This is a genomic window from Candidatus Thermoplasmatota archaeon, assembly GCA_035540375.1.
Classification (GTDB): Archaea; Thermoplasmatota; SW-10-69-26; order JACQPN01; family JAJPHT01; genus DATLGO01.
The window spans coordinates 20,183-41,427 of record DATLGO010000069.1 but is presented as its reverse complement, the minus strand read 5'-3'; the positions used below and the strand labels follow the sequence as shown (position 1 = coordinate 41,427).

22 protein-coding genes and 1 other RNA gene are annotated in these 21,245 nt (G+C 70.6%); 6 read left to right on the top strand and 17 right to left on the bottom strand.

Annotated elements, in window-relative coordinates; all coding sequences use genetic code 11:
* The first annotated feature begins 33 nt into the window (after positions 1-33).
* Positions 34-1,029 carry an S-methyl-5-thioribose-1-phosphate isomerase gene (gene mtnA / locus VM889_08105; GenBank protein HVL48503.1) on the top strand — a complete coding sequence of 332 codons (996 nt, stop codon included), beginning with the start codon at positions 34-36 and terminating at the stop codon, positions 1,027-1,029.
* Positions 1,011-1,142, top strand: a complete 132-nt coding sequence (locus VM889_08100) for a hypothetical protein (protein HVL48502.1) — start codon at positions 1,011-1,013, stop codon at positions 1,140-1,142. Before mtnA ends, VM889_08100 begins: the two co-directional genes overlap by 19 nt.
* A gap of 5 nt (positions 1,143-1,147) precedes the next feature.
* Here VM889_08100 and VM889_08095 read toward each other — a convergent pair whose 3' ends face one another.
* Both VM889_08095 and VM889_08090 read right to left on the bottom strand, forming a co-directional pair.
* Positions 1,148-1,882, bottom strand: coding sequence for a PAC2 family protein (locus VM889_08095; protein HVL48501.1), 735 nt, complete (start codon positions 1,880-1,882; stop codon positions 1,148-1,150).
* A 21-nt stretch (positions 1,883-1,903) separates the two neighbouring features.
* Complete coding sequence (locus tag VM889_08090) at positions 1,904-2,413, bottom strand: uracil-DNA glycosylase (GenBank protein ID HVL48500.1); 510 nt, start codon at positions 2,411-2,413, stop codon at positions 1,904-1,906.
* 109 nt (positions 2,414-2,522) lie between these two features.
* Here VM889_08090 and VM889_08085 point away from each other — a divergent pair, with 109 nt between their 5' ends.
* Positions 2,523-2,771, top strand: a complete 249-nt coding sequence (locus VM889_08085; protein HVL48499.1) for an HRDC domain-containing protein — start codon at positions 2,523-2,525, stop codon at positions 2,769-2,771.
* An 85-nt stretch (positions 2,772-2,856) separates the two neighbouring features.
* An RNA gene (gene rnpB, locus VM889_08080) (RNase P RNA component) lies at positions 2,857-3,220 on the top strand.
* A gap of 86 nt (positions 3,221-3,306) precedes the next feature.
* On the opposite strand, the gene VM889_08075 is transcribed toward rnpB, so the two are convergent.
* From VM889_08075 to VM889_08060, 4 genes are all read right to left on the bottom strand, one after another.
* A complete protein-coding gene (locus VM889_08075) occupies positions 3,307-3,696 on the bottom strand; it encodes a hypothetical protein (protein ID HVL48498.1) in 390 nt (129 codons plus the stop codon).
* Positions 3,697-3,779: 83 nt separating this feature from the next.
* Positions 3,780-4,190, bottom strand: coding sequence for a hypothetical protein (locus VM889_08070; GenBank protein HVL48497.1), 411 nt, complete (start codon positions 4,188-4,190; stop codon positions 3,780-3,782).
* Entirely contained in the window at positions 4,187-8,803 is a 4,617-nt protein-coding gene (locus tag VM889_08065; protein HVL48496.1) for a choice-of-anchor X domain-containing protein, read from the bottom strand. Before VM889_08065 ends, VM889_08070 begins: the two co-directional genes overlap by 4 nt.
* A 245-nt stretch (positions 8,804-9,048) precedes the next feature.
* A complete protein-coding gene (locus tag VM889_08060; protein ID HVL48495.1) occupies positions 9,049-9,555 on the bottom strand; it encodes a hypothetical protein in 507 nt (168 codons plus the stop codon).
* Positions 9,556-9,714: 159 nt separating this feature from the next.
* Here VM889_08060 and VM889_08055 point away from each other — a divergent pair, with 159 nt between their 5' ends.
* Complete coding sequence (locus tag VM889_08055; protein ID HVL48494.1) at positions 9,715-10,692, top strand: transcriptional regulator; 978 nt, start codon at positions 9,715-9,717, stop codon at positions 10,690-10,692.
* Here the strand turns inward: VM889_08055 and VM889_08050 are convergent, their stop codons facing one another.
* Entirely contained in the window at positions 10,693-10,953 is a 261-nt protein-coding gene (locus VM889_08050; GenBank protein ID HVL48493.1) for a hypothetical protein, read from the bottom strand.
* A gap of 54 nt (positions 10,954-11,007) precedes the next feature.
* On the bottom strand, positions 11,008-11,520 hold the full coding sequence (locus VM889_08045) for a helix-turn-helix domain-containing protein (GenBank protein ID HVL48492.1): 513 nt from the start codon (positions 11,518-11,520) through the stop codon (positions 11,008-11,010).
* A gap of 455 nt (positions 11,521-11,975) precedes the next feature.
* Here VM889_08045 and VM889_08040 point away from each other — a divergent pair, with 455 nt between their 5' ends.
* Positions 11,976-12,545, top strand: coding sequence for an AAA family ATPase (locus tag VM889_08040; GenBank protein ID HVL48491.1), 570 nt, complete (start codon positions 11,976-11,978; stop codon positions 12,543-12,545).
* Here the strand turns inward: VM889_08040 and VM889_08035 are convergent, their stop codons facing one another.
* The 9 genes from VM889_08035 to VM889_07995 form a co-directional block, all read right to left on the bottom strand.
* Entirely contained in the window at positions 12,546-13,148 is a 603-nt protein-coding gene (locus VM889_08035; protein HVL48490.1) for a dCMP deaminase family protein, read from the bottom strand. It lies immediately after the preceding gene.
* 55 nt (positions 13,149-13,203) lie between these two features.
* Complete coding sequence (locus VM889_08030; GenBank protein ID HVL48489.1) at positions 13,204-13,614, bottom strand: SUF system NifU family Fe-S cluster assembly protein; 411 nt, start codon at positions 13,612-13,614, stop codon at positions 13,204-13,206.
* Positions 13,611-14,837, bottom strand: coding sequence for a cysteine desulfurase (locus VM889_08025; protein HVL48488.1), 1,227 nt, complete (start codon positions 14,835-14,837; stop codon positions 13,611-13,613). The genes VM889_08030 and VM889_08025 overlap by 4 nt, the downstream gene beginning before the upstream one ends.
* A gap of 446 nt (positions 14,838-15,283) precedes the next feature.
* Positions 15,284-15,553, bottom strand: a complete 270-nt coding sequence (locus tag VM889_08020) for an elongation factor 1-beta (GenBank protein ID HVL48487.1) — start codon at positions 15,551-15,553, stop codon at positions 15,284-15,286.
* A gap of 1 nt (position 15,554) precedes the next feature.
* Positions 15,555-15,725 carry a zinc finger domain-containing protein gene (locus VM889_08015; GenBank protein ID HVL48486.1) on the bottom strand — a complete coding sequence of 57 codons (171 nt, stop codon included), beginning with the start codon at positions 15,723-15,725 and terminating at the stop codon, positions 15,555-15,557.
* A 62-nt stretch (positions 15,726-15,787) separates the two neighbouring features.
* Complete coding sequence (locus VM889_08010) at positions 15,788-18,484, bottom strand: SNF2-related protein (protein ID HVL48485.1); 2,697 nt, start codon at positions 18,482-18,484, stop codon at positions 15,788-15,790.
* A gap of 521 nt (positions 18,485-19,005) precedes the next feature.
* Positions 19,006-19,788, bottom strand: a complete 783-nt coding sequence (locus VM889_08005) for an ATP/GTP-binding protein (GenBank protein HVL48484.1) — start codon at positions 19,786-19,788, stop codon at positions 19,006-19,008.
* Positions 19,789-19,828: 40 nt separating this feature from the next.
* Positions 19,829-20,539, bottom strand: coding sequence for a hypothetical protein (locus VM889_08000; GenBank protein HVL48483.1), 711 nt, complete (start codon positions 20,537-20,539; stop codon positions 19,829-19,831).
* Between the two features lie 24 nt (positions 20,540-20,563).
* Entirely contained in the window at positions 20,564-21,205 is a 642-nt protein-coding gene (locus tag VM889_07995; protein ID HVL48482.1) for a TOBE domain-containing protein, read from the bottom strand.
* Positions 21,206-21,245: the final 40 nt, after the last annotated feature.

Here is a 21,245-nt window from a genome sequence, read left to right as displayed (position 1 = left end):
AACGTTCATCCCGCGCGGCGCGGGTGGCCGCGCGTGCGCATCGTGGTGAACGGCCATCCGCGCGAGGCGCGGGCCGTGCAGTGGGAGGACGACGCCGTTCTCGCGGTCGACCAGCGTATGCTTCCGGACCGCGTCGCGCTCGCGCGCCTCGAAACCGTCGACGCCGTCGCGGACGCGATCCGGACGATGATCGTGCGGGGCGCGCCCACGATCGGCGCGACCGCCGCCTACGGGATGGCCCTCGCGGCGATCGCGGGCGAGGACCTCGCGGCGTCGCGCGCGAAGCTCGCGGCCTCGCGGCCGACGGCGCGCGATCTCTTCGCGGCGCTTGCCCACATGGACCTGGCCCTCGCCCACGGGCGCGATCCGCTCGCGGCGGCCTCGGGCTACGCCGACGACGTGGTCGCGCGCTGCGTCGCGATCGGCGAACACGGCCTCGACGCGATTCCCGACGGGGCACGCGTCCTGACGCATTGCCACGCCGGCGCGCTCGCGGCCGTGGACGTCGGGACCGCCCTCGCGCCGATCCGTCTCGCGCACGCGTCGGGCCGTCACGTCTTCGCCTGGGTGGACGAGACGCGGCCGCGCCTGCAGGGCCGCATCACCGCGTGGGAGCTTGCGGGCGAAGGCATTCCCCACGCGCTCATCGCCGACAATGCGGCGGGCCACTTCATGGCGCGCGGCGAGGTGGACGTGGTGATCGTGGGCGCGGACCGCATCGCCGCGAACGGCGACGTCGCGAACAAGATCGGCACCTACACGAAGGCGGTCCTCGCGCAGCGCCACGGGATCCCGTTCTACGTGGCGGCGCCGCGGACCACGTTCGACGCCGCGACCCGGACGGGCGCGGACATCCCGATCGAGGAGCGCGACGCCGGGGAGCTCGGCGGCGGGACCGCGCGCAACCCGGCGTTCGACGTGACCCCCGCGGGCCTCGTCACCGGCTACGTCACGGAGGCGGGGATCCTCCGACCCGAAGATTTAAAGAGATCCACGGGCTTGGCCGCCGCATGGACCAGGGAACCGTGATTCTCGTCCTCACGTTCCTCGCAATCGGCCTCGGCATCGCCGCCATGTGGGCCGTGAACAACCTGTACCACCCGCCGGGCGAGGCCCAGCGGAAGAAGGCGCGCAACGACTGACCGCGTCAGGTGTACATCCCGGCCTCGAGGCTGTCCCCGTCGAGGCGGCGCGCAAGGCGCGTGAACTCCTCCGCGAGCTCGTCGGCGCGCTCCCGCAGGTGCGCGACGTCGATGGGCAATCCATAGAGTCGCTCGAGCGGAGCAAGGAGCGCGCTCGCCGCGCGAGGGTCCGGGAGCGCGGGATGCGTGGGCCCCACGATGGCGCCGACCGGCATCCCGAGTTCGGGGCCCCAGAGAAGGCACGCGCCCGGCACGCCGCCGAGGACGCCGTCCTCGAGCGGTTTCAGGTCGGCGGCGGCGAAGCGGCCCGCGAGGCCGCCGTCGGACGCGACGTACCAGGCCTCCGGCTTCGACTCGCCTTCGGGAGGCGAGACGAGGTCCACCGTGAGCCCCTCGAGGACGACGAGCTCCCGCGCGCCCGCTTCGGCGAGCGCCCCGAGCACGCCGCGCGCGAACCCGTGCGCGAGGACCCCCGGCACGTCGGTTTCGGCCTTGAGGAGCACGACGGACCCCGTGTCCGCGAGCACGATGGGCCACGAAGCGCGGCCGGACGCGACGAGCGCGTGCGGCGCGAGGCTTTCCCATCGTAGGGCCGCGACGGGCGTCGGATCGAGCGCCTGGAAGAGTTCCTCGAGCGCGATGCCGCCTGCAAGACCGGGTCCCGGGAAGCCTGCGACCACCGGCTTGCCGCGGATGCGCGCCCCGAGCGCGGGATGGAATTGAGGGACGTCCACGCTCATGCGTGCGCGCCCTGTCGCGCATCAACCTTCTGACCGGGGCGCGGGGAGACGGGCCGCGAGGGCGGCGACGTCGCCCTCCCACCTGCGGTAGCCGCGCAGGTAGTAGCTCGGGTGATAGATGAACAGCGGCTCGACGCCTTGCGCGCGCAGCCACCGCTCGGCCGTGCGCCCGAGCGCGAGGACGGCCGCGGGTCGCGCCTCTTGAAGCAGATGGAGGAGGTGGGCGCCGCACGCCGCCTGCTCGTCCGGCGTGGGTTTGCGGTTTCCGGGCGGCCGGCATCGCACCACGTTCGTGACGAGGACGTCGTTCTCGTCGAGCCCCCACGCCGCGAGCCAGCGATCGAGAAGGCGGCCGCTTCGCCCCACGAACGGCCTGCCCGAGGCGTCCTCCTCGGCCCCCGGCGCCTCCCCCACGACGAGGAGCCGCGGCCGGTCCGCGCGGCCGCGCGAGACGACGATGTGGGTCCGCGTCTCCGCGAGGGCGCATTTCGCGCAGCCGGGAGGCATCGGCGCGGGAAGGATGGACCGCACGCGGTCGCAAGCCCCTCGCGCGGATAAGCCCTGTTGGTCCCGCGCCGGGCGCACGTCGGGCGTGATCTCGGGAGCAGGTCCAAGGCCCGGCCGGCGTTGAGGGAGGCCCATGCCCTCCGCTCCCGTCCGCCTCCCCCCGGGCGATGCGCTCGTTGAGGCCCTCGCGACCTATCGCCGCGAAGCCGCGCGCCGTCTCGGCGCGCCGCCCTGGCGGGTCCTCCCGAACGCGACCCTCCTCGCGATCGCGCGCGAGCGCCCGCGAACGCGCGCGGACCTCGCGGGCATCCCGGGCCTCGGCCCGGTGCGCCGACGGCGCCACGCGCGGGCGATCCTCGCGATCGTGGCGCGGCGGCGGTGAGCGCGCGGCATCCCGAGCATGATGCCGCTCGAGGCCCGGCCGGAACGCACCCTTATCACGGATGAGCCCACATGACGGCTCGGCCTCGAGTCGGAGGACGGCCGACGGTGCCCCTCGAGGGCGCTGAGGAAAGTCCCCTCTCCACGCGGGAAGGGGGCCCGGCGCGACGCGCGCCTCGAAGCGCGCGCACCGCGACGGGGCGGGCGAGAGCCCGCACGGAGGAGCAGAAACGACACAGCCCCGCGTTGGGGTGAAGGGGGAGCCCGTCAAGGGCGGTGCCCCGGACGACGCGCGGGGAATTGATGAAACGCGCCATCCGCCCCGGAGCAAGTCCAAAGGCCCAGGGCGCCCGCGCCCCCAACGGCCAGTGGGACGCCTAGGCGAATGCCGTCAACCCCGACGCCGCAAGGCGCCGGGCGCGAACAGAAAGGGGCTTACTCCCGAGACGAGGCCCACGATCTTTCCGAGCGCGAGCCCTGCGCAGCCCCCCGGGAAGGTAAAGCCTCCCGGAACCCCCCGGAGGGTGCGCGATGAATCAGAACTCGTTCTCGGTGTCGGCGGCCCAGCAGATCTTGGGGATCTTGCCGACGAGGCAGCCGGGGCGCGTCTGGAGGCCGGCCTGCTTGTTCGTCTCCTCGTACATGGTGAAGCAGTTGGCGCCGAGCGTGCCGTTGCATCCGTAGCTGTGGGACCCGGAAGACTTCGGGATGTGGACGAAGTAGGAATCGGGCTCGCCCTGTCGCTTGGAGGTCTCGAGCTTGATGCAGAAGTGGCCCTTCGCGTTCTCGGCCGAGGGGGCCGTCCCGGGGACGTACCAGTACTTCTCGCAGTCGTCCTTCGCGTAGCTTCCCGCGGCCGCGCCGCTGTAGGCGACGAGGACGGCGGTGGCGAGGATCCAGATACCGAGCGACTTCAAGGTCAGCAACTCCGCGCCCGAAGCCCGCGGGACCCCCCTTGAAGTTTTTCCAAATCGGCTCTGTGTGTCCGGTCGGGGGTGACGCCGATTCCTCACCGTCGGTGAGGCGCGGGGGGTCGCTCCGCGACGGGTTCGCCGCGGAGCACGCCGCTCTGGCCGCAGTGGGGGCACGCGCCCGTCAGGGGGCGCGCGCCGGTGTCGGCCATCGTGAACGTCTCGCCGCAGCCGGCGCAGCGCAGGACCAGCTCGCCCGCGGGGGTCGCGGCCTGCGCTTCCCAGTCGTGCCATTCGCCGGCCTCGTCGAAAGCCTCGGCCTCGCCCGCGACGAGGAGCGCAAGCTCCGCGGCGACGGCGAGCGCGAGGAGGACGAGCCCGGCGACGATCCACATCGCCGCGTCGTCGAGCGCGAGGACCACGGCCGAGAGGGCAAGGAGGAGACCCACGAGGCCCGCCCCCGCCGCGGCGAGGATGAGGATGCGCCGCGTCCGGCCGGGAATGCTCACGGCGCCCCCCTCCACTTGCGCCAGGCGACGAAAGCGACGGCTCCGAGGGCCGCCGCGAGGAGGCCGACGAGGACGAGGAGGACGACGTTCTCCGCGACGATGTCGCCCGCGGTCGACTTGACCGTGAACTTGATCGCGTTCGTGCCGGACCGGCTCGTCACGGGCTCGTTGTTCTCGATGTAGGTCGCCTCCACGATGATCGTGTAGGAGCCCGTCGAGTCGACCGCGACGCGGGCGCTGTAGATGCGGTCGTTCGCGCGCGCGTCCCCGTTCTGCCCGTTGTCGAACATCTCGACTTCGGAGACCTGGACGCCGTTCTTGTGGACGAGGGCCTTCACGCTGCGCACGTCGGCCTTGTTGATGCGCGCCGTGACGAGGATCGACTCCTTCGGCCGGACCTCGTCGCGATCGACGCGCGGGCTCGAGATCGCCGGGCCCGCATTCGTGATGGTGATCGGGACCACGACGCGCGTCGACGCGAAGCCGTCGCTTGCGACGACGGTGATGTCGTACTTGCCGTCCGGCACGTCGAGCGTGTTCCAGTCGATGTGGGTCCCGTCGCTCACGTTGCCGATGAGGCGATCGCCGACCGACTGGCCGGAGAGCCGGTAGTAGGCCGTCACGACCACGCGGTCGTCGGCGTCGTCGTCCCAGGTGGTCCACAGGATCCGGAGGACGTCCTTCACCGTCGCGCCGCTCGCGGGCGACCGGATCGTGAGGCCGGGCACGCTGTTGCCGACGACGTAGAAGTACGGCTTCGTGGGCGAGCGCGAGTGGCCGACGTTGCCGACCTCGTCCTCGAGCTCGATGTAGTAGGTGACGTTCTCGCCGCGCTTGCCCGCGGGAAGGACCGCGCGCCACTTGCCGTCCTCGAGCGCGGCTTCGAGGCGCACTTCGGGGCCGCGGTCGAGGCGGTAGAACACCGTCACGCGCTTGACGCCCGACCCGGAGACGGCGCTGCCGGACTCGATGTCGCGCGCGGAGACGTTCACGTAGCGGCCCTGGTGGTCGCTCTCGAGCAGGTTCTCCGCGGGAGGATTCTCGTCGAGATAGACGCTCGCGGAGGTCGTGCCCGCGACGCCGCGCGTCTCGTTGTTGCCGACGTCGTCCGTCGAGTTCCACCGCACCACGTACTGGCCGGGGCCCGAGTACACCTCGGGGAGGCTCTTGAGGGTGAAGCCCCCGCTCGGGTAGCGCGTGAGGGCGCTGAGCGAGATGCGTCCGACCTCGTAGAAGGTCCCCGAGACGCCCGTCGGGAGGCCGTCGGGATCGGTGGCCTGCAGGACGAAGCGCGTCGAGGGACCGACGTACGTCGTGTCGCCCTTGACGACCGAGGGCTCGAGCGAGACGAGACGCGTGCGGGGCGGAAGCGCGTCCACCTTGAACGCGATGGGCGTCGTCGCCGAAAGCTCCGCGGAGGAGAGGTCCGCGCTCGTGATCTCGACGTGGATGCTCGCGTTGTGCGCGAGGGGCGCGCCGAGCGTCTGCGGCGGAAGCGTGATGCGGAAGCCTTTCCGGCCCGCGTCGTACTGCTTGTCGAACTTCACCGCGACGCCGTTCACCTTCACCGAGATGGAGGACTCGTTGACGTTGTCGGCTCCGTCCGCGGTGAGGAAGTGCAAGGTGGGGGAGCGGCCCACGTAGTTGACGCCGTTGATCGACACGCCTTCCGAGGACCCCGGCGTCCACGTCGTGCGCGGCGCCGTGTTCGGCACGCAGTCGAAGGGCCGCTCGACGTCGACCTTCTCGAAGCCCGCGGAGTCCGTCGCGGACACCCGGTACGAGAAGATCCCGGCCTCGGCGCAGCTCCACGTGTACGTCCAGTTGCCGGGCGACGTCTCCGTCATCGTCGCGTTGAGGAACGGCGCGGCGCTCTTAAAGAGCGTGATCTTCACCGAAACCTCGGTGTCGTCGCGCGCGATCGCGAAGAACGTCGCGTTCTCGCCGATCTGGAACGGCGGCGGGGGCGTGACGCCCGTCGCGAGCGTCGGCGCCTTCTGGTTGTCGCGCAGCGTGAGGTTGAACTTCACGTGATTGTTCCAGTTGTTGTTGATGTCGCGGATGAGGACCGTGACGTTGTAGAGCGCCTGGCGGCTGAGGTTCGTGCCGAAGCCGGTCGGGATGTTGGCCCACCACATGCCGGTCTTGGGCTTGTTCGTCGGTCCCTTGAGCGACGTGTTGTAGACGAACGGCGTGTCCAGGATGGTGATGTTGAGACGCGCTTCCGCGAGGCCCATGTCGTCGCTCGCGTTCATGTAGAACGTGAAGTTCTGGCCCGCGTCGAGCAGCTTCACGTGGGTCTTGTCGACGAGCTGCGGAACCTTGTCGAGGACCGAGAAGTTGTACGGAATGCGCTTGATCTCGCCCGTGACGTCCGAGACGTTGATCCACGCGGTGTACTTCCCGATCGCCTCCTTGGGGTCCGCGGAGGTCGTGAGCGCGACGCTGTACTCATCGTGCCCGCTCGTGCAGACGCGCTCGTCGAGCGGGAGCCCGGACCCGCGGCACGAGAGGTCGGAGGCGAAGGCGTAGCTCGAGACCGCGCTCTCCTTCGGGGCCTTGAGCCAGAGCGTCTTGCCGACGGGGTTGTGGTAGTCCGCCCGGTCGGGGTGACCCGTCTCGCGGGTGTTGTTGATCTTGATCGTGATCACGATCGACGTGCCCGAGGGGTCGTAATCATAGACGTGACCCTCCTTCGCCGCGGGGCGGAGGACCTCGGTCGTCTTCGCCCACTCCTTGAGGTTGAAGGACCGGAGCTGGGACTTCGAGGTGACCCAGTTGCCCGAATCGTCGCGCGCGGCGATGTAGTACTTGTAGATCCCGTAGACCTTCTTCTCGCGGCCGGCCGGCTTGAAGAACGACTCCTTGCCGTCGAAGACCTTCGTGTAGTTCGAGGACTGCCCGACGCGCGCGAGCGAGATGTTCGCCGCGACCGTGCCGTTCGGATAGAGGATGACCGCGTGCACGTCCGCGACGTTCGAGTTGTCGGTGACGGTCGCGTTGATGCTGAAGCGCGTCTCGGGCCGCATCGCGAAGCAGCCGCAACCCGCGGGCGCGGCCGGCTCCGTGTCGCGCGCGGTGTTCGCCTTGGGGTGGGAGGCGATCGCGTGCGAGTTGATCGCGGGGAGCGCGTCGTCCTTGATGTAGATGACGAGCGCGATGGTGTTGTTCAGCTCGTTGCCTTCGTAGACCGAGCCGAGCGGGTCCGTCTCCGGCGCGTCGGCCACGATGAGGAGCGTGTGCTTGCCCGGCGTGACGGCGCACGCCGAACCGTCCGTCTTGATGTGCCACTCGAACGCCTTCCGCTGCGCGCCGTTCGGCATGCCCCAGACGGCGCTTCCGGGGGAAAGCGAAGACGCCGCGACGTCGAAGACCTGGCGGTCTCCCGCGGCGTTGCAGATGAGGTTCGCCGGGTCGACCTCGTCGAGATAGATGCCGAAGCGCACCGGGTCGACGCCCGAGGGCGGAGTCACGCGGCCGACGTTCTTCATGCCGGCCCAGAACGTGAAGGTGCCCGTCTTCGGGAGCGGGTTCTGCGGGGTCGCGCCCTTGCCGCCGAAGAGGTTCGCGGTGGTGAGGTTCGCGGCGATGTCGGCGCCGACGACCTCGATGAAGCGAAGCTTCGTGTTGTTCGTGAAGTTCGAGTCGAACGTGTCACCGAACGGGTCGACCTTCACGGTGAGCGTGTAGTTGCCGGCCGCGGCGAGCAGGTTGAAGACGCCCGACGGCACGCGGTCCGCCGTCGTCGCGTCGCCGAGGCGGTTCCACTTGACGTTGTGCGACAGGACGGCCGCGCCCGAGCCGTTGTGCCTGAGCGTGAAGTTGACGTAGAACGAGGAGGGCGCGTTGGTGTTCGGGTTGACGAACGCGTGCCCGCCGTTGTAGATGACGGCGTCGAAGTGCGTCGGCGCGTTCGAGTAGTACGTGCGGTTGTAGTAGAGCGACGCGCCGCCGGCCTCGTCCATCCAGTTGCCGATCGGGCTGCAGTTGCGGTTGCTCTGCGGCGGGACGCCCGCGCACCATCGGATCTCGCCGACGCGGAAGTCGGGGAGCAGACCGACGTTGAGCTTGCGCGTCCCGCGGTTGTTCTCGTCGCGGGGCTGGGTGAGGAACTCCTCGCTGTACTCGGGCGCGTTGTTCGCGTAGTTGGCGCCGCACTTCGTGTTGAGCTCCGTCTTCGTGAGCGTGTTGAGATAGGCCGTGAACGTGTACGTCGCGTTCGTCGCGTCGGGACGGATGTTGTAGAACAGCTCGCGCGAGGCCTTGAGCTGGCCCTGGTCCCATTCCATGTACGTGCAGACCGCGGGGCCGACGCGGACGCTTCCGAGCACGCCTTCGACGACGAGCGTGACCCGCAGCGGCGGGTTGTCGTTCGTGGAGGTGCGGGTGGCGTTCACCCGGACCTTCACCTGGCTGCCGCGCTCGGTGAGGTCGATGGGGTCGCCCGAGGTGCCGGCCGAGGGCCGGAAGAAGGCGATCTCATCCTGGACGACGGCGAGGTCGGAGTTTCCGAACTGGGCGCTCGCGAGGGGAACGAAGAGACCGGAGAGGGCTCCAAGCAGGAGCATCGCGGTCAGGGCGAGAGCGGAAAACCTCGAAAAGGCGAGACGCATGGTACCACGGATCCGCCGGATGGCCGCTTGGACGCCTACGTCGCTATATAAAGCTCTCGAATTCGCGGTAGAGCGTGGCGTCGCGCGGGCTCCAGCGTCCGCCCGTCCGCTTCAAGCGAGTTAAGGGTTGTGGAGCGGCGGCTTGACCGGGCCCCGCGCGGGCGGGGTCGGCGACCGCCCGGCGCGGTCGCTGGACATGTTCGACAAAAAAAGAGGAAACGGGCGCCAGGGCGCCCGGGGCGGGCTCACGCGAGCGGCGCCTTGGACCACGCCGTGTCGGCGTGGTAGATGGTGACCCACACGCCGTCGGGCGCGAGGCACTGGTTGGGGAGGGGTTGGAACCCGGCGAGGCCGTTTGACTCGACATACCACATCCCCGTGTTCGTCGGGCCCTTGAAGCGCGAGAGATTCTCGGTGTTCGGCTTGGGCTCCTGGACGGGCCGACCGTTCTGGTCCTTGACCGAATCCGAGACCTTGGGGCCCGCCGTGTAGCCGACGAGGGTCCAGAGGTAGACGGTCTTCCCGGGCTCGAGCTCGCGGTTCGTGTCCTTGTCGAAGCGGACGACGAGGCTCCGGAGGGAGTCGTTCCTCGCCTTCGGGTCCTGCCACTGCGACTGACTCTCGAGGACGGTCGAATCGTAGTAGGGGCGGTTGTTCGGGCAGGGCGTGTGGTTCGTGGCCACCGCGCCCATGGGCAGCGCGAACGCGACCGCGAGAACGGCGGCCGCGAGCTTCTTCGTGAGCGGATTCATGAATTCAGACCTCCAAGCCGGGGGGTCCCCGGCGGCTCCAGCGCGGGAGGGTTCCCGGGACCTCAAATAAGTCGCCCCTTGTCACCCGGGAGGGAGACGGGGTGTCCCCCGACCCACCCCGGAAGCCTTATTTCGGGAAATTCCACATGGACCCTGCCCATGAGGAGCGACCTCGTCGGAGCGGTCCGCGCGACGCTCGCCCGCGCCGGGTTCCGCCTGAGCGAATCCGCCGACGCGCGCCCCGTCACCTTTGACGTCATCGCGCGCCGCGACGAACGGCTGCTCATCGTGAAGGTCCTCACCAACGTCGACTCGCTGAGCGAGGCGCTCGCGGACGAGATGAAGGTCCTCGCGCGATTCCTCGGCGCGACCCCCCTCCTCGTCGGCGAGCGTTCCTCCTCGCGCGAGCTCGAGGACGGCGCGATGTACCAGCGCCACGGCATCAACATCCTCACGCTCGGCACGCTCGGCGAGGTCGTCGAGGACGGCGTCGAGCCGCTCGTCTACGCGGCGCCCGGCGGATTCTACGTGAATCTCGACGGCGTCGCGCTGAGGCGTCTGCGCGAAGCCCGCGGCCTCAGCCTTGGCCAACTCGCGGAGGTCGCGGGCGTCTCGCGTCGCGCGATCGCGATGTACGAGGAGGGCATGGCCGCGATGGTGGACGTCGCGGCGAAGCTTGAGGACTTCCTCGCGGAGCCGCTCGTGAAGCCGCTCGACCCGTTCGCGAAGCGCGGGGAGGAGGGCGCTCCGAGCCGCGAGGCCGTCGTGGACCTCGAGCGGCTGCAGGCGGGCTTCGAGCGCGAGGCCCTGAGCCTCATGGCGGGGATCGGATTCCGCGTGGCGCCCCTCGGGCGCCTGCCGTTCAACGCGGTCGCGCGCGAGAACGCCGAACCCTCGAACCAGGCGGCGATCCTCGCCGGCGTCGTGCCCAAGGGCGCGGACGCGCGACCCCGCGCGGCGGCGCTCGCGGACCTCGCGGACGTCACGCTCGCGACCGGCGTCTTCATCGTCGAGCGTCGGACGACGCGTCTTTCGATCGAGGGAACCGCCATCGTCGGGCGCGACGAGCTTGCGAAGCTCGACGGCCCGACCGAGTTCGCCGAGCTCCTGAAGGAGCGGCGGGGCCGCACGCGCTGATCAGGGCGCCTCGTCGCTTCCCGCCGCGATCTCCTGGCGCTTGCGGGGGATGTACACCTGCTCGAGCGTCGAGGTCCTCTTGCGGCGCCGACGCTTGAATTCGCGCAGCGCGATGGGGCACGTCACGTGCCCGCAGTACTTGTGTCCCGTGCTCGTGCCGCAGAACGCGCCGCAACGCTGGCACTCGACGGGAAGACTGTTCCCGAAGAACACCACGTTGGCGCCGTTCTCCCAGTTACCGAGATGCCCCCTGAGAGGCATCGTCGGGATCGTTCCTTCCGTTCCGGTCGTCGTCGTATCGAACACCCCCTTGCTTCAGCTCCAGGCCGCATCGTCCGCTTCCGCGAAACGCGGCGCGCGGTCGTCGACGGTCGCGGCCCCCTGCCGCAGCGTCTCGACGATCCGGCTCCAGCGGTCGTCGGCGTCGTCGCCCAGGCTTTCGTTGAACATGACGAGGATCTTGGTCGCGATCTCGGGCTCCGCGATCCCGTAGTGGTTCTCTGGCCAGGCCTCCTCGCAGGTGAGGATGCCGGCGCCCACCAGGTTGCCCACGTGGAACGAGAGCGTCGAGCGCGAGACCCCCACCTCGCGCGCGAGCTCGCGCTGCGTGCGGCGGCCGCCGTCCGAGAGAAGCAGCGTCACGACCTTCCGCGGCACCCCGTGGCGGAAAGCGGACACGTAGTCCTTCTCGCGCCGGCCGAGCATGTGTCGCACGAAGAAGCGCTTGTAGCGACCGTCCCGCCGCACGACGAGCACGTCGCTCGACGCGAGGAAGTCGAGATGGTAGAGCGCGGTCCCGAGAGGCAGCTTGAGGCTCCGCGCGATCATGCGCAGATGAGATCCCGGATTTTGCCGGACATATTCGTAGACCCGCCGGCGCGAGTCCAGTGTGAGCACTGACAGTTGATCCATTCATGGCACCCCCTAGTGAGTTCCCGACCTGGTTTCGCCCGCTCGCCCCCTTCCAAGATGGAATATTCGGAGCGGGATCGGCTGGGTCCGGTCTCTGGGCGACGACTGCCCCCATTCGACTAATCAGTATCGCCTCTACCGTGCGGGGTTCTCGATCACCGGTTTTGACCGAGTCAACCGCGGCCGCCGGGCTGATCGACAATGGACGGCCCCGATTTTGACGATCGTGGTTGAATCTTGGCGACCGCGATCAAAACGAGCTTCGCGCGTCGCCTCCGCCGTCGGCGCGCGCGGACGCGATCTGGGCTCCGCTCCCGCGGCGCGCGGGCGCGAGCGCAACGGTTTTCTCCCCCTCCCGCGTACCCGCGCCCATGACGGAACAGGCCCCGCCCCGCGGCGTGCGCGCCATCGCGTTCGCCGGCATGCCGGGCGCGGGCAAGACCATCGCCGTGGAAGTGGCGACGGAGATGGGCTTCCCCGTCTTCCGCATGGGCGACGCCGTGTGGGCCGAGGTCCGCGCGCGGGGCCTCGCGCTCGCGCCCGACGTCGTCGGGAAGGTCGCCTCCGAGATGCGCGAGCGCCACGGCAGGGGCGTCTGGGCCGACCGCACGGCCGACCGCGCGATCGCCTCCGGCGCGCCCGTCGTCGTGATCGATGGCGTGCGCAGCATGGACGAGGTGGGCGTCTTCCGCGCGCGGCTGGGCGAAGACTTCATCCTCGTCGGGATCCACGCGGCGCCGAGGCTGCGCCTCGCGCGGCTGCTCGCGCGCCACCGCGAGGACGACGTCCGCAACGAGGCCGAGTTCGAGGCGCGCGACACGCGCGAGCTCGGCTGGGGCCTCGGGGCGGTCCTCGCGCTCGCGGACGTGATGCTCGTGAACCACGGCTCGGTCGAGGGCATCCGCCGGGAAGTCGCCGCGGTGCTCCGCTATTCGCGCTGATCACGGCGTCGAGGACGCCGCGCCCCGCGAGGCCTTCCCCCGAGGGTCCGGGACGATGGGCATCGACGCGATGACGCTCTCGAGCGGCTCGCCGCGGCCCGCGATCGTCGTCTCGCCCTTCTCGCCGAAGCGCCGGAGCTTGAGCGCGGGCGCCTGCGCGAGCATCCATCGCCCGAGCTCGTCTGGGTAGCCTTCCTCGAAGACGACCTCGACGATCCGCGCATTGAGGATCATCTTCGCGCACGTCACGCACGGGAACGTGGTGGTGTAGAGCGTCGACTCGGCGATGGACACGCCCGTCACGGCGGCCTGGATGATGGCGTTCTGCTCGGCGTGCAGGCCCGTGCACAGCTCGTGGTGCTGGCCGGAGGGGACCTGGAGCATCTCCCGGATGCATCCGATCTCCGCGCAGTGCTCGAAGCCCGCGGGGTTGCCGTTGTAGCCCGTCGCGAGGACGCGGTTGTCCCGGACGAGGACGGCCCCCACCTGCCGGCGGTGGCACGTCGCGCGGCGGGCCGCGAGGCGGGCCATCTCCATGAAATACGTGTCCCAGGCGGGCCGGGCCGCGATGAGGGCTTTCGGGTCGATCCGCCCGGGCTGCATGGGCGCGGATGCCCCGGGCCGGCTAAAAGCCATGCCCGCCCGTTTCCGGTGGAACTCAACCGGGGGCGTGCGATTTCTCGTAGAGCTCGACGCCGTCGCGCAGGACGACGAGGCTCAGGATGGCGCACTTGAGGCGCACGGGCGATACCGTGATGCCGAGCATCTGGAGGAGGTCGTCGCGCTGGAGCCCCTTGATCGCTTCGAGCGTGAGCCCCTTCGCGCGCTCCGTGAGCATCGAGGCCGAGGCCTGCGAGATGGCGCAGCCCCGGCCGTGGAAACGGACGTCCGCGACGCGCCCGTCCCCGTCGAGCTTGAGCATCATGCGGATGTCGTCGCCGCAGAGCGGGTTGTCCTCGCGGTGGTCGATGTCCGCGCCCTCGAGCACGCCGAAGTTGCGCGGGTGCTTGTAGTGGTCGAGGATGTGCTCGCGGTACATCGCCTCCGCGTCGCCGCCGAATTCGGTCACGCAAGCACCTCCCGGGCGCGGGCGACCGCGGACGCGAGCGCCTCGACCTCCGCCTCGGTGTTGTAGACGTAGAAGGACGCGCGCGCCGCGCTCGGGACGTCCAGCTCCCGCATGAGCGGCTGCGCGCAGTGGTGGCCCGCGCGCACCGCGATGCCCGCGTCGTCGAAGAGCGACGCGAGATCGTGCGCGTGCGCGCCCTCGACGTTGAACGCGACGACGCCGCCGCGCTCGGGGCCCGGCTTCGGGCCGTAGAGCGTGACGCCCGGGACCGCCGCAAGCGCGGCATAGGCCTTCGCGACGAGCCTCTCCTCGTGCTCGCGCACGTTGTCCATGCCGAGCCCGTTCAGGTAGTCGACGGCCGCGGCGAGGCCGATCGCCTCCGCGATCATGGGCGTCCCGGCCTCGAACTTCCACGGGAGATCGTTCCACGACGAATTCTCGTCCTCGACGCGGCGGATCATCTCGCCGCCGAACTGGAAGGGCGGCATGCGCTCGAGGAGGTCCATCTTGCCGTAGAGAACGCCGATGCCCGTCGGGCCGAGCATCTTGTGGCCGGAGAACGCGAGGAAGTCCGCGTCGAGCGCGCGCACGTCCGTCTTCGTGTGCGGCACGCTCTGCGCGCCGTCCACAAGCGCGACCGCGCCCGCGTCGTGCGCCATCCGAATCATCTCGCGCGCGGGCGTGATCGTGCCGAGCACGTTCGACATGCCCGTGAACGCCACGATCTTCGTGCGGCGCCCGAGGAGGGCGCCATAGGCCTCGAGGTCCACGCGTCCCTCGGCGTCGAGCGGCGCGATGCGCAGCGTCGCGCCCTTCGCGCGCGCGATCTGCTGCCACGGAACGAAGTTCGCGTGGTGCTCCATCCGCGTCACGACGACCTCGTCGCCGCGCTCGAGGTTCGTGAGGCCCCATGCGTACGCCACGGTGTTGATGGCCTCCGTGCAGTTCTTCGTGAACACGATCTCCTCGAGACCGCGCGCCCCGATGAAGCGCGCCACCGTCTCGTGCGCGCCCACGTACGCCTCCGTGGCCTCCTCCCCGAGCGTGTGGATGGACCGGTGCACGTTCGCGTTCGAGCGCGCATAGTAGCGCGCCATCGCCTCGAGCACCGGCGTCGGCTTCTGCGTCGTCGCCGCGCTGTCCAGATACACCAAACGGCGGCCCTTCACCATGCGGTCCAGGATCGGGAAATCCTTCCGCACGCGCTCGACGTCGAAGCTCACGACGACACCCCGGTTCCTCCGTACTCGCTCACGGTATAAGAATCGTAAGGCCCGCCCCTTCAGATGATTTGGGGTCGCGGCAACGCCGAGGATCCTCGAACGGCGGCACGGGCGCCAGGAAACCGGGACCGGGCGCCGGGAGCCGGGAGCCGGGAGCCGGGACCGGGCACCGGGATTCGGGACCGGGAGCCGGGAGCCGGGCGCCGGGATTCGGGACCGGGAGCCGGGAGCCGGGACCGGGCGCCGGGATTCGGGACCGGGAGCCGGGACCGGGCGCCGGGATTCGGGACCGGGAGCCGGGACCGGGCGCCGGGATTCGGGGCCGGGTCCGGGCGTCGGGTCCGGGTCCGGGTCCGGGTCCGGGACCGGGTCCGGGACCGGCGGAGGCTGCGCTGTCGCGTTCGAGAATGGCGGGCGAAGGTTCGCCCGAAAACGAAGGGTGTGTTTCAGATGCGGCCGACGTCGGTCATCTGGACCGAGCCGACGCCCGCGATCTCGCTGAAGGCCAGCTCGACGCCGTCGGGGCCCGCGCCGGACTCGTCCTCCATCACGACCGTCACTTCGAGCGCCTTGAGGCCGAAGGCGACGGGGACGACCTGCCAGCCCTGGAGCTCCGCGTCCTTCGGGACGCTCGCCTTCACGCCGGCCTTGATCGTCTCGAGGTCGACGTCGGCGTCCTCGGGCATGACGCGGAAGACCGCGACGAGCTTGCCCATGTCAAGGCCCCGCGTAGCCGCAGGCTTCGTGGACGTACGCGACGCCCTGGTCGCGGCACTGCGCGCAGCGGCCGACGGCGCCGTCGCCGCAGCCCGGGCAGGGGAACGACGTCGTGGCCTTCCCGATGAGCCGGGTGCCGCAGGAGGTGCAGGTTTCGGTGAGTCGAGGCATGGACGAACCTCAGGGGAGTCGCTGAACCGCCTTCCCCTTCATATAGGTAACGCGGGGCCGGATCACGGGGTGGGGGCGTCGGCCGTCATCGCCGTCTGGAGCGCAAGCCGCGCAACAAGGCGGGCCTGGCGCCGGCGCGCGAGGAGGCCGAGGGCGTCCTCGTCGCCGTCGAGGAGGAGCGCCGTGTCCTGCGACTTCATGTCGAGGAGCTTCGCGACGTCCTCGTCCACGGTGCGGCCCGCGATGAGGTAGTGCAGGAACACCTCGCGCGTCTGCGAGATGCGGTGCACGCGGTCGCCGGCCTGCTCGTGGTTCGCCGGGTTCCAGTCGAGGTCCACGAACACGACGTGCCGCGCCGCGGTGAGGGTGAGGGCCGTGCCCGCCGCGACGAGCTGACCGAGGAACACGCGGCACCCGGGGTCCTCCTGGAACCGCTTCACGGCGGTCGCGCGGTCCTTGTCGTTCACGCTCCCCGTCACGCTCACGGGGTCGTACTCGGCGAGCGACTTCTCGAGCGCCTCGAGGTGCTGAAGGTACACGGCGAAGACGACGACCTTCTCGCCGGGCGTCTTGAGGAGGTCGCGCACGTAGCGCTCCGCGTGCTCGCCCTTCGCGTTCGAGGCGAGCTGGCGCAGGCGCATGACGTGGCCGCGCGTCGTCTCGTACTCGGCGCCGAACGCGGTGTCGCGGTGCGTGCGCATGTGCTCGCGCAGGAGCGCCGCCTCGGCCTCGTACTCCTTGCGCCACACCGGCGAGAGGCGCACGTGCTCCGTGAGGACGTGCCGCTCCGGCAGGTCGCGCAGCACGTCCGCCTTGCGGCGGCGCAGGATGATGCCTTCGAGATAGCCGCGCAGGCTCTGGAGCGCGAGGCGCCGCACCTCCGGCACGCCCTGCACGAGCGGCTGGACGAAGCGGGCGCGGAACCACATCTCGTTGCCCCATTCGTCCGGGTAGAGGAATTCGAGCTGCTTGCGCACCTCCTCGGCCCGGTTCATGACCGGCGTGCCCGAGAGGAGGACGCGGCGGGGGATCGCGCGGAGGCCTTCGTGCACGGCCTTCGTGCGCTCCGCCTCCTTGTTCTTCACGTAGTGCGCCTCGTCGAGGATGACGAGGTCGTAGGGCTGGCGGAGGATCGCGTCGCGTTGCGTGAGGAGGCCGTCGTAGCTCGCGATCACGAACTTGGCATCGCCGAAGTCGAGGCCGCCCTTGCGCGCCGCGTGGCTCGGCTGCACGACGAAGACGTCCTCCGTCGTCGACGCGTTGATCTCGCGCTTCCACACGTTCCTCGCGCCCGCGGGGCAGACGACGAGGATGCGGCCCGGAAGGTGGAGCGCCGCGACGATGGCCTGCAGGGTCTTCCCGAGGCCCGGCTGGTCGCCGAGGTACGCGACGTAGTTGGTCGCGCGGATGAACGCCACGCCCTCTTCCTGATAATGATACAGCTGGACGTGCGGCCGGAGGCCGGGCGGGCGCGGCGCGCCGATAAACGGCGCGAGGTCGGGCGTCGCGCGCTTCTTCGGCGTGCCGGGCGCCCATTCCTCCTCGCTCGGCTCCTTCCACTCGGTGATCTCCTTCACCGGACGGAGACGCTTGCGCACGAGGAGCGCGCCCTGGTCGGTGAGCGCCTGGCGCACCGACGGATAGTCCTTCGGGAGGATGAGGTGGAGGTCGCTCACCTCGTCGAAGACGTGCGACCCCGTGCGCTGGAGGATCTCGACGAAGCCGGGGAAGGCCTCCTCCGCGCCTTCGGTCACGGCCTGGAAGCGCGCGCGGCGGCCCGTCGCGTCGACGTAGAGCGCGAGGCCGTCGAACGGGAGGTCGACGAGCTTCGCGGGCTCCTGCCGCGCGCCGAGGGCCTCCAGGCGGCCCACGAAGCGCGGGTACGCGTCGGGCGGCGAGACCCACACGCGGCGCGGGCTCGCCCGCGCGGCGCCGGGATCCTCCTCGGTGAGCTTCGTGAGCACGCGCCGGAACACGGGGTTCGCCGCGTTCTCGGGCCGAAAGAAGATCGGCCCCGCCTTCGTCGCCTGCACGAGGAGACGCTGGCCGGCGAGCGGTTGAGGTCGCGCCTTGCCGCGCGGGATCGCGGACGCCTCCGCGACGGGCGCCTCCTCCTGCGGTTCCGGGAGCGCGCCGCGCCAATGCTCGATGAACGTCATGTCGACCGCGACCGCGGGCGCCTTCCGCTCGTCGTCGTCGCGCTTCGGGGCGGGCGCCTTCGCGTCGGAGAGGCGGCTGTACCGGTCGAGCCGCTCGCGCAGCGCCGAGGCGGCCCACGGCCCGATCTCAGGAAGATCGCGCAGCTGCCGCTCCGTCGCCGCGAGAAGATCCGGCACGTTGCGGAAGACGCGCGCCACCTCGCGCGCGCGTTTCGGGCCGATGCCCGGGAAAAGATCGGTGAGGAACTTCTCGACCGCGGGATCGGGCGCGATGCTCCGCGTCGCGGCGACCTTCGTGCCCTCCTCGCTCGCGACCGCCGGCACGAAGGCGATGACCGCGACGAGGAACGCCGCCACGTGCTCGCACGCCTTGACCCGGCTCTGCGCGCAGCCGCACGAATACGACCCGTCCTCGAACGACACCCGGACGTTGTAGCCCGTGTCCCCCCGACGGCCCCGCACGCGACCCTGGGCCGCCTTCGGACCCACCACGGTCCGCTCGACGTGGCCGCGATTCCTGAGATCCACCGCGGTTTTCCGCAGCTCGGGATCCGGAACGAGCCGATGGATGAGCGCCTCCACGTCCGACTTCGTCGCCATCGCGCACGTCCCCGGAGTGCGCTCCTCCTTCAAGTCCTATCCGGCTTGGGCTCTGGGGGTGCGCCGTCGCGGGCACCCGTACAGGGACGCGTAGAGGGACCGAGAACCTGGGCGCATGGAACGGGGGCCGGGTGATGGAACCGGGCGCCGGGACCGGGACCGGGACCGGGACCGGGAGCCGGGACGGGGAGCCGGGATTCGGGCGCCGGGCGGCGGGACCGGGACCGGGAGCCGGGCGTCGGGACCGGGACCGGGAGCCGGGCGCCGGGACCGGGACCGGGAGCCGGGCGTCGGGACCGGGACCGGGAGCCGGGCGCCGGGACGGGGACCGGGAGCCGGGCGCCGGGACCGGGACCGGGAATCGGGAGCCGGGACCGGGAGCCGGGACAGGGACCGGGACCGGGAGCCGGGACCGGGCGCCGGGAGCCGGGAACCGGGGCCGGGTGTCGGGTCCGGGCGGCGGGTCCGGGACCGGGTCCGGGTCCGGGTCCGGGTCCGGGATCGGGACCGGGGCGAGGGCATCAACTCTTTTCGATGTCCTCGCCGCCTTCGAAGGCGCTCTGCGCGAAGGTGTAGACGTCCTCCATCCCTTCGAGCGTCTCGCTCGAGACGGGGACGAGGCCGGTGCCGGCGCCGAGGCCCTCGAGGACCTTGAACACGTCCGTGTTCATCTGCGTCACCATGTCCGCCGGGTCGCTGTAGAGCGCGTCCGCGAGCGCGTCGAGGCTCTCGCCCCATCGCACGAGCCGGTCGCGGTCGGCCGCGGGGAGGAGGTCCGTCTTCGTGAGCACGTTCACCGTCGGGCGCTGGAACCGGAACTGCGCCGTCGCGCTGAGCATGAGCTGCGAGACGTAGGCGGCCGGCCGGCGGGCGAGGAACGGGTCCATGAGGAACGCGACGGCGCTGCGCTCCCGCGAGAGGTAGTCCATCACGATGCGACCCGCGTCGCGGAACACGAAGAGCTCCGTCTGGCCCGGTGTGTCGAGGATCACGTAGTCGGTCCGCGTCTCCTGGATCTGCTCCGCGATGTCCGCGGTGCGGAGCGCGACGAGGTCGGCCGCGACGACCTGCGCGCCGTTCGGGCCGAGGCTGTATTCGTCCATGACCTCGCCGAGGAGGATCCATTCGCGGATGTCCACGTCGGGACCGTACGGAAGCCGCTCCGCGCCGGGGTCGAGGTTGACCGTGATCGCGTCGTGGCCCGCCTGCTTCATCCACTGCTGGAGCGCCCCCGTGAACCGGCTCTTGCCCGATCCCGCCGTTCCCGTCACGTAGAGGTAGATCGGCTCCTCGAGGCTCGCCACGCGGGGCCGATGCCGCCCGCGGCGATAAAGCTTCGCGGCCTCAGGCCGGCGTCTTGCGGATGACCTTCTCGTAGATCGCCTTCGCGACGACCGGCAGGACGAGCAGCGAAAGCGTGACCACGATCGAGACGATCTTCGGGACCTCGAAGTCCTTGTAGCCCATCATGTGGACGACCTCGACGAGCACGAGCTTCAGGCCCACGAAGCCCACCGCGAGGTAGGCGAGGGTCTCGAGCTGCGGGAACCAGTCCATGAGGCGCGTCATGTAGCCCGCGCTGATCCGAAGAAACAGGATGGCGACGAAGGACGCGGCGATGATGATGGCGAGCTCGTTCGTCATCGCGACGGCGACGAGCACCTGGTCGAGCGCGAACGCGATGTCGGCGAGCTCGACGGCGATGACCACGCTCCAGAAGGCGCTCAGGCCGAAGTACTGAACGGGCTTGATCTCGTGGTGCTCCTTCTTCGACTTGAGGAAGTGCGAGAGGGCGAGGTAGACGAGGTAGGCGCCGCCGACGAGCTTCAAAATCGGGTTGGCGATGATGAAGGAGACGAACACGATCGCGAGCGCGCGGAAGAAGTACGCGCCGCCGAGACCGTAGAGAAGCGCCTTGCGTCGCTGCTCCACCGGGAGCTTGCGGACCATCGCCGCAAGCACGGCGGCGTTGTCGAACGAAAGGACGCCTTCGAGGAGGATCAGGGTGAAGAAGACCGCGATGTCCGTCTGATCAATGGCGAGGTCGAAGACCACGGCCGCGCAAGATCCGACCGGACTTTAAAGCCTTGGCAAGCCCGGGGTTCGTGGACCCCCGTTTTCCCCGAGCGGGCGGACACGCAGCGTCGAGGCCTTGAGGCTCGCGACGACGCGGCTTCCCGGCCGCAGCCGCAGGGCCCGGACCGCGCCGCGGGTCACCGCCGCGTCGAGCCGGAGGGCCCCGGCCGCGAGGCGGACCCGCCAGGTCCCGTCCGGGCCCGCCTCGATCGCGTGGACGCGCGCGGGAAGGTGGTTGCGCGTCGATCCCCCGGGCGCCGCCCGCGCGAGGGCCACGTCCTCCGGCCGGAAGCCGACCTGCACGAGGCCCGGGGGCACGCGACCCGCGGCGTGGAGGACGCGCCGTCCGACCGCAAGCGGCGTCGTCCCCTCCTCGGGGTCGAACGTCCCCGCGCGCGCCCACAAGACCGCGGGTCCGCCGTCCGCGACGAGGCCTCGCCCCGCGCGGGTGAGGCGCGAGCCGCCGCGCCCGGCTCCGCCCTTCGCGCGCTCGATCAGCCGCGCCCCGGCCCGCCGCTCCGCGGCGCGGACGTGCCGGAGCGCGTTCGAGGGGTCGAGGCCGACGGCGCGCGCGGCCGCGCTCACGCTGCCGAGGCGGTCGACGGCGTCGAGGATCGCCCTCGTTCGGTCGGCGAAGTCGAACATCCCGATCGGTCACATGACCTATCGGACCATGGCTTTTTCG

Coding starts and splice junctions, on each gene's coding strand:
- VM889_08100 (HVL48502.1), top strand. CDS start 1,011: ATGGACCAGGGAACCGTGATTCTCGTCCTCACGTTCCTCGCAATCGGC.
- VM889_08095 (HVL48501.1), bottom strand. CDS start 1,882: ATGAGCGTGGACGTCCCTCAATTCCATCCCGCGCTCGGGGCGCGCATC.
- VM889_08085 (HVL48499.1), top strand. CDS start 2,523: ATGCCCTCCGCTCCCGTCCGCCTCCCCCCGGGCGATGCGCTCGTTGAG.
- VM889_08065 (HVL48496.1), bottom strand. CDS start 8,803: ATGCGTCTCGCCTTTTCGAGGTTTTCCGCTCTCGCCCTGACCGCGATG.
- VM889_08060 (HVL48495.1), bottom strand. CDS start 9,555: ATGAATCCGCTCACGAAGAAGCTCGCGGCCGCCGTTCTCGCGGTCGCG.
- VM889_08055 (HVL48494.1), top strand. CDS start 9,715: ATGAGGAGCGACCTCGTCGGAGCGGTCCGCGCGACGCTCGCCCGCGCC.
- VM889_08050 (HVL48493.1), bottom strand. CDS start 10,953: ATGCCTCTCAGGGGGCATCTCGGTAACTGGGAGAACGGCGCCAACGTG.
- VM889_08045 (HVL48492.1), bottom strand. CDS start 11,520: ATGATCGCGCGGAGCCTCAAGCTGCCTCTCGGGACCGCGCTCTACCAT.
- VM889_08040 (HVL48491.1), top strand. CDS start 11,976: ATGACGGAACAGGCCCCGCCCCGCGGCGTGCGCGCCATCGCGTTCGCC.
- VM889_08035 (HVL48490.1), bottom strand. CDS start 13,148: ATGCAGCCCGGGCGGATCGACCCGAAAGCCCTCATCGCGGCCCGGCCC.
- VM889_08020 (HVL48487.1), bottom strand. CDS start 15,553: ATGGGCAAGCTCGTCGCGGTCTTCCGCGTCATGCCCGAGGACGCCGAC.
- VM889_08015 (HVL48486.1), bottom strand. CDS start 15,725: ATGCCTCGACTCACCGAAACCTGCACCTCCTGCGGCACCCGGCTCATC.
- VM889_08010 (HVL48485.1), bottom strand. CDS start 18,484: ATGGCGACGAAGTCGGACGTGGAGGCGCTCATCCATCGGCTCGTTCCG.
- VM889_07995 (HVL48482.1), bottom strand. CDS start 21,205: ATGTTCGACTTCGCCGACCGAACGAGGGCGATCCTCGACGCCGTCGAC.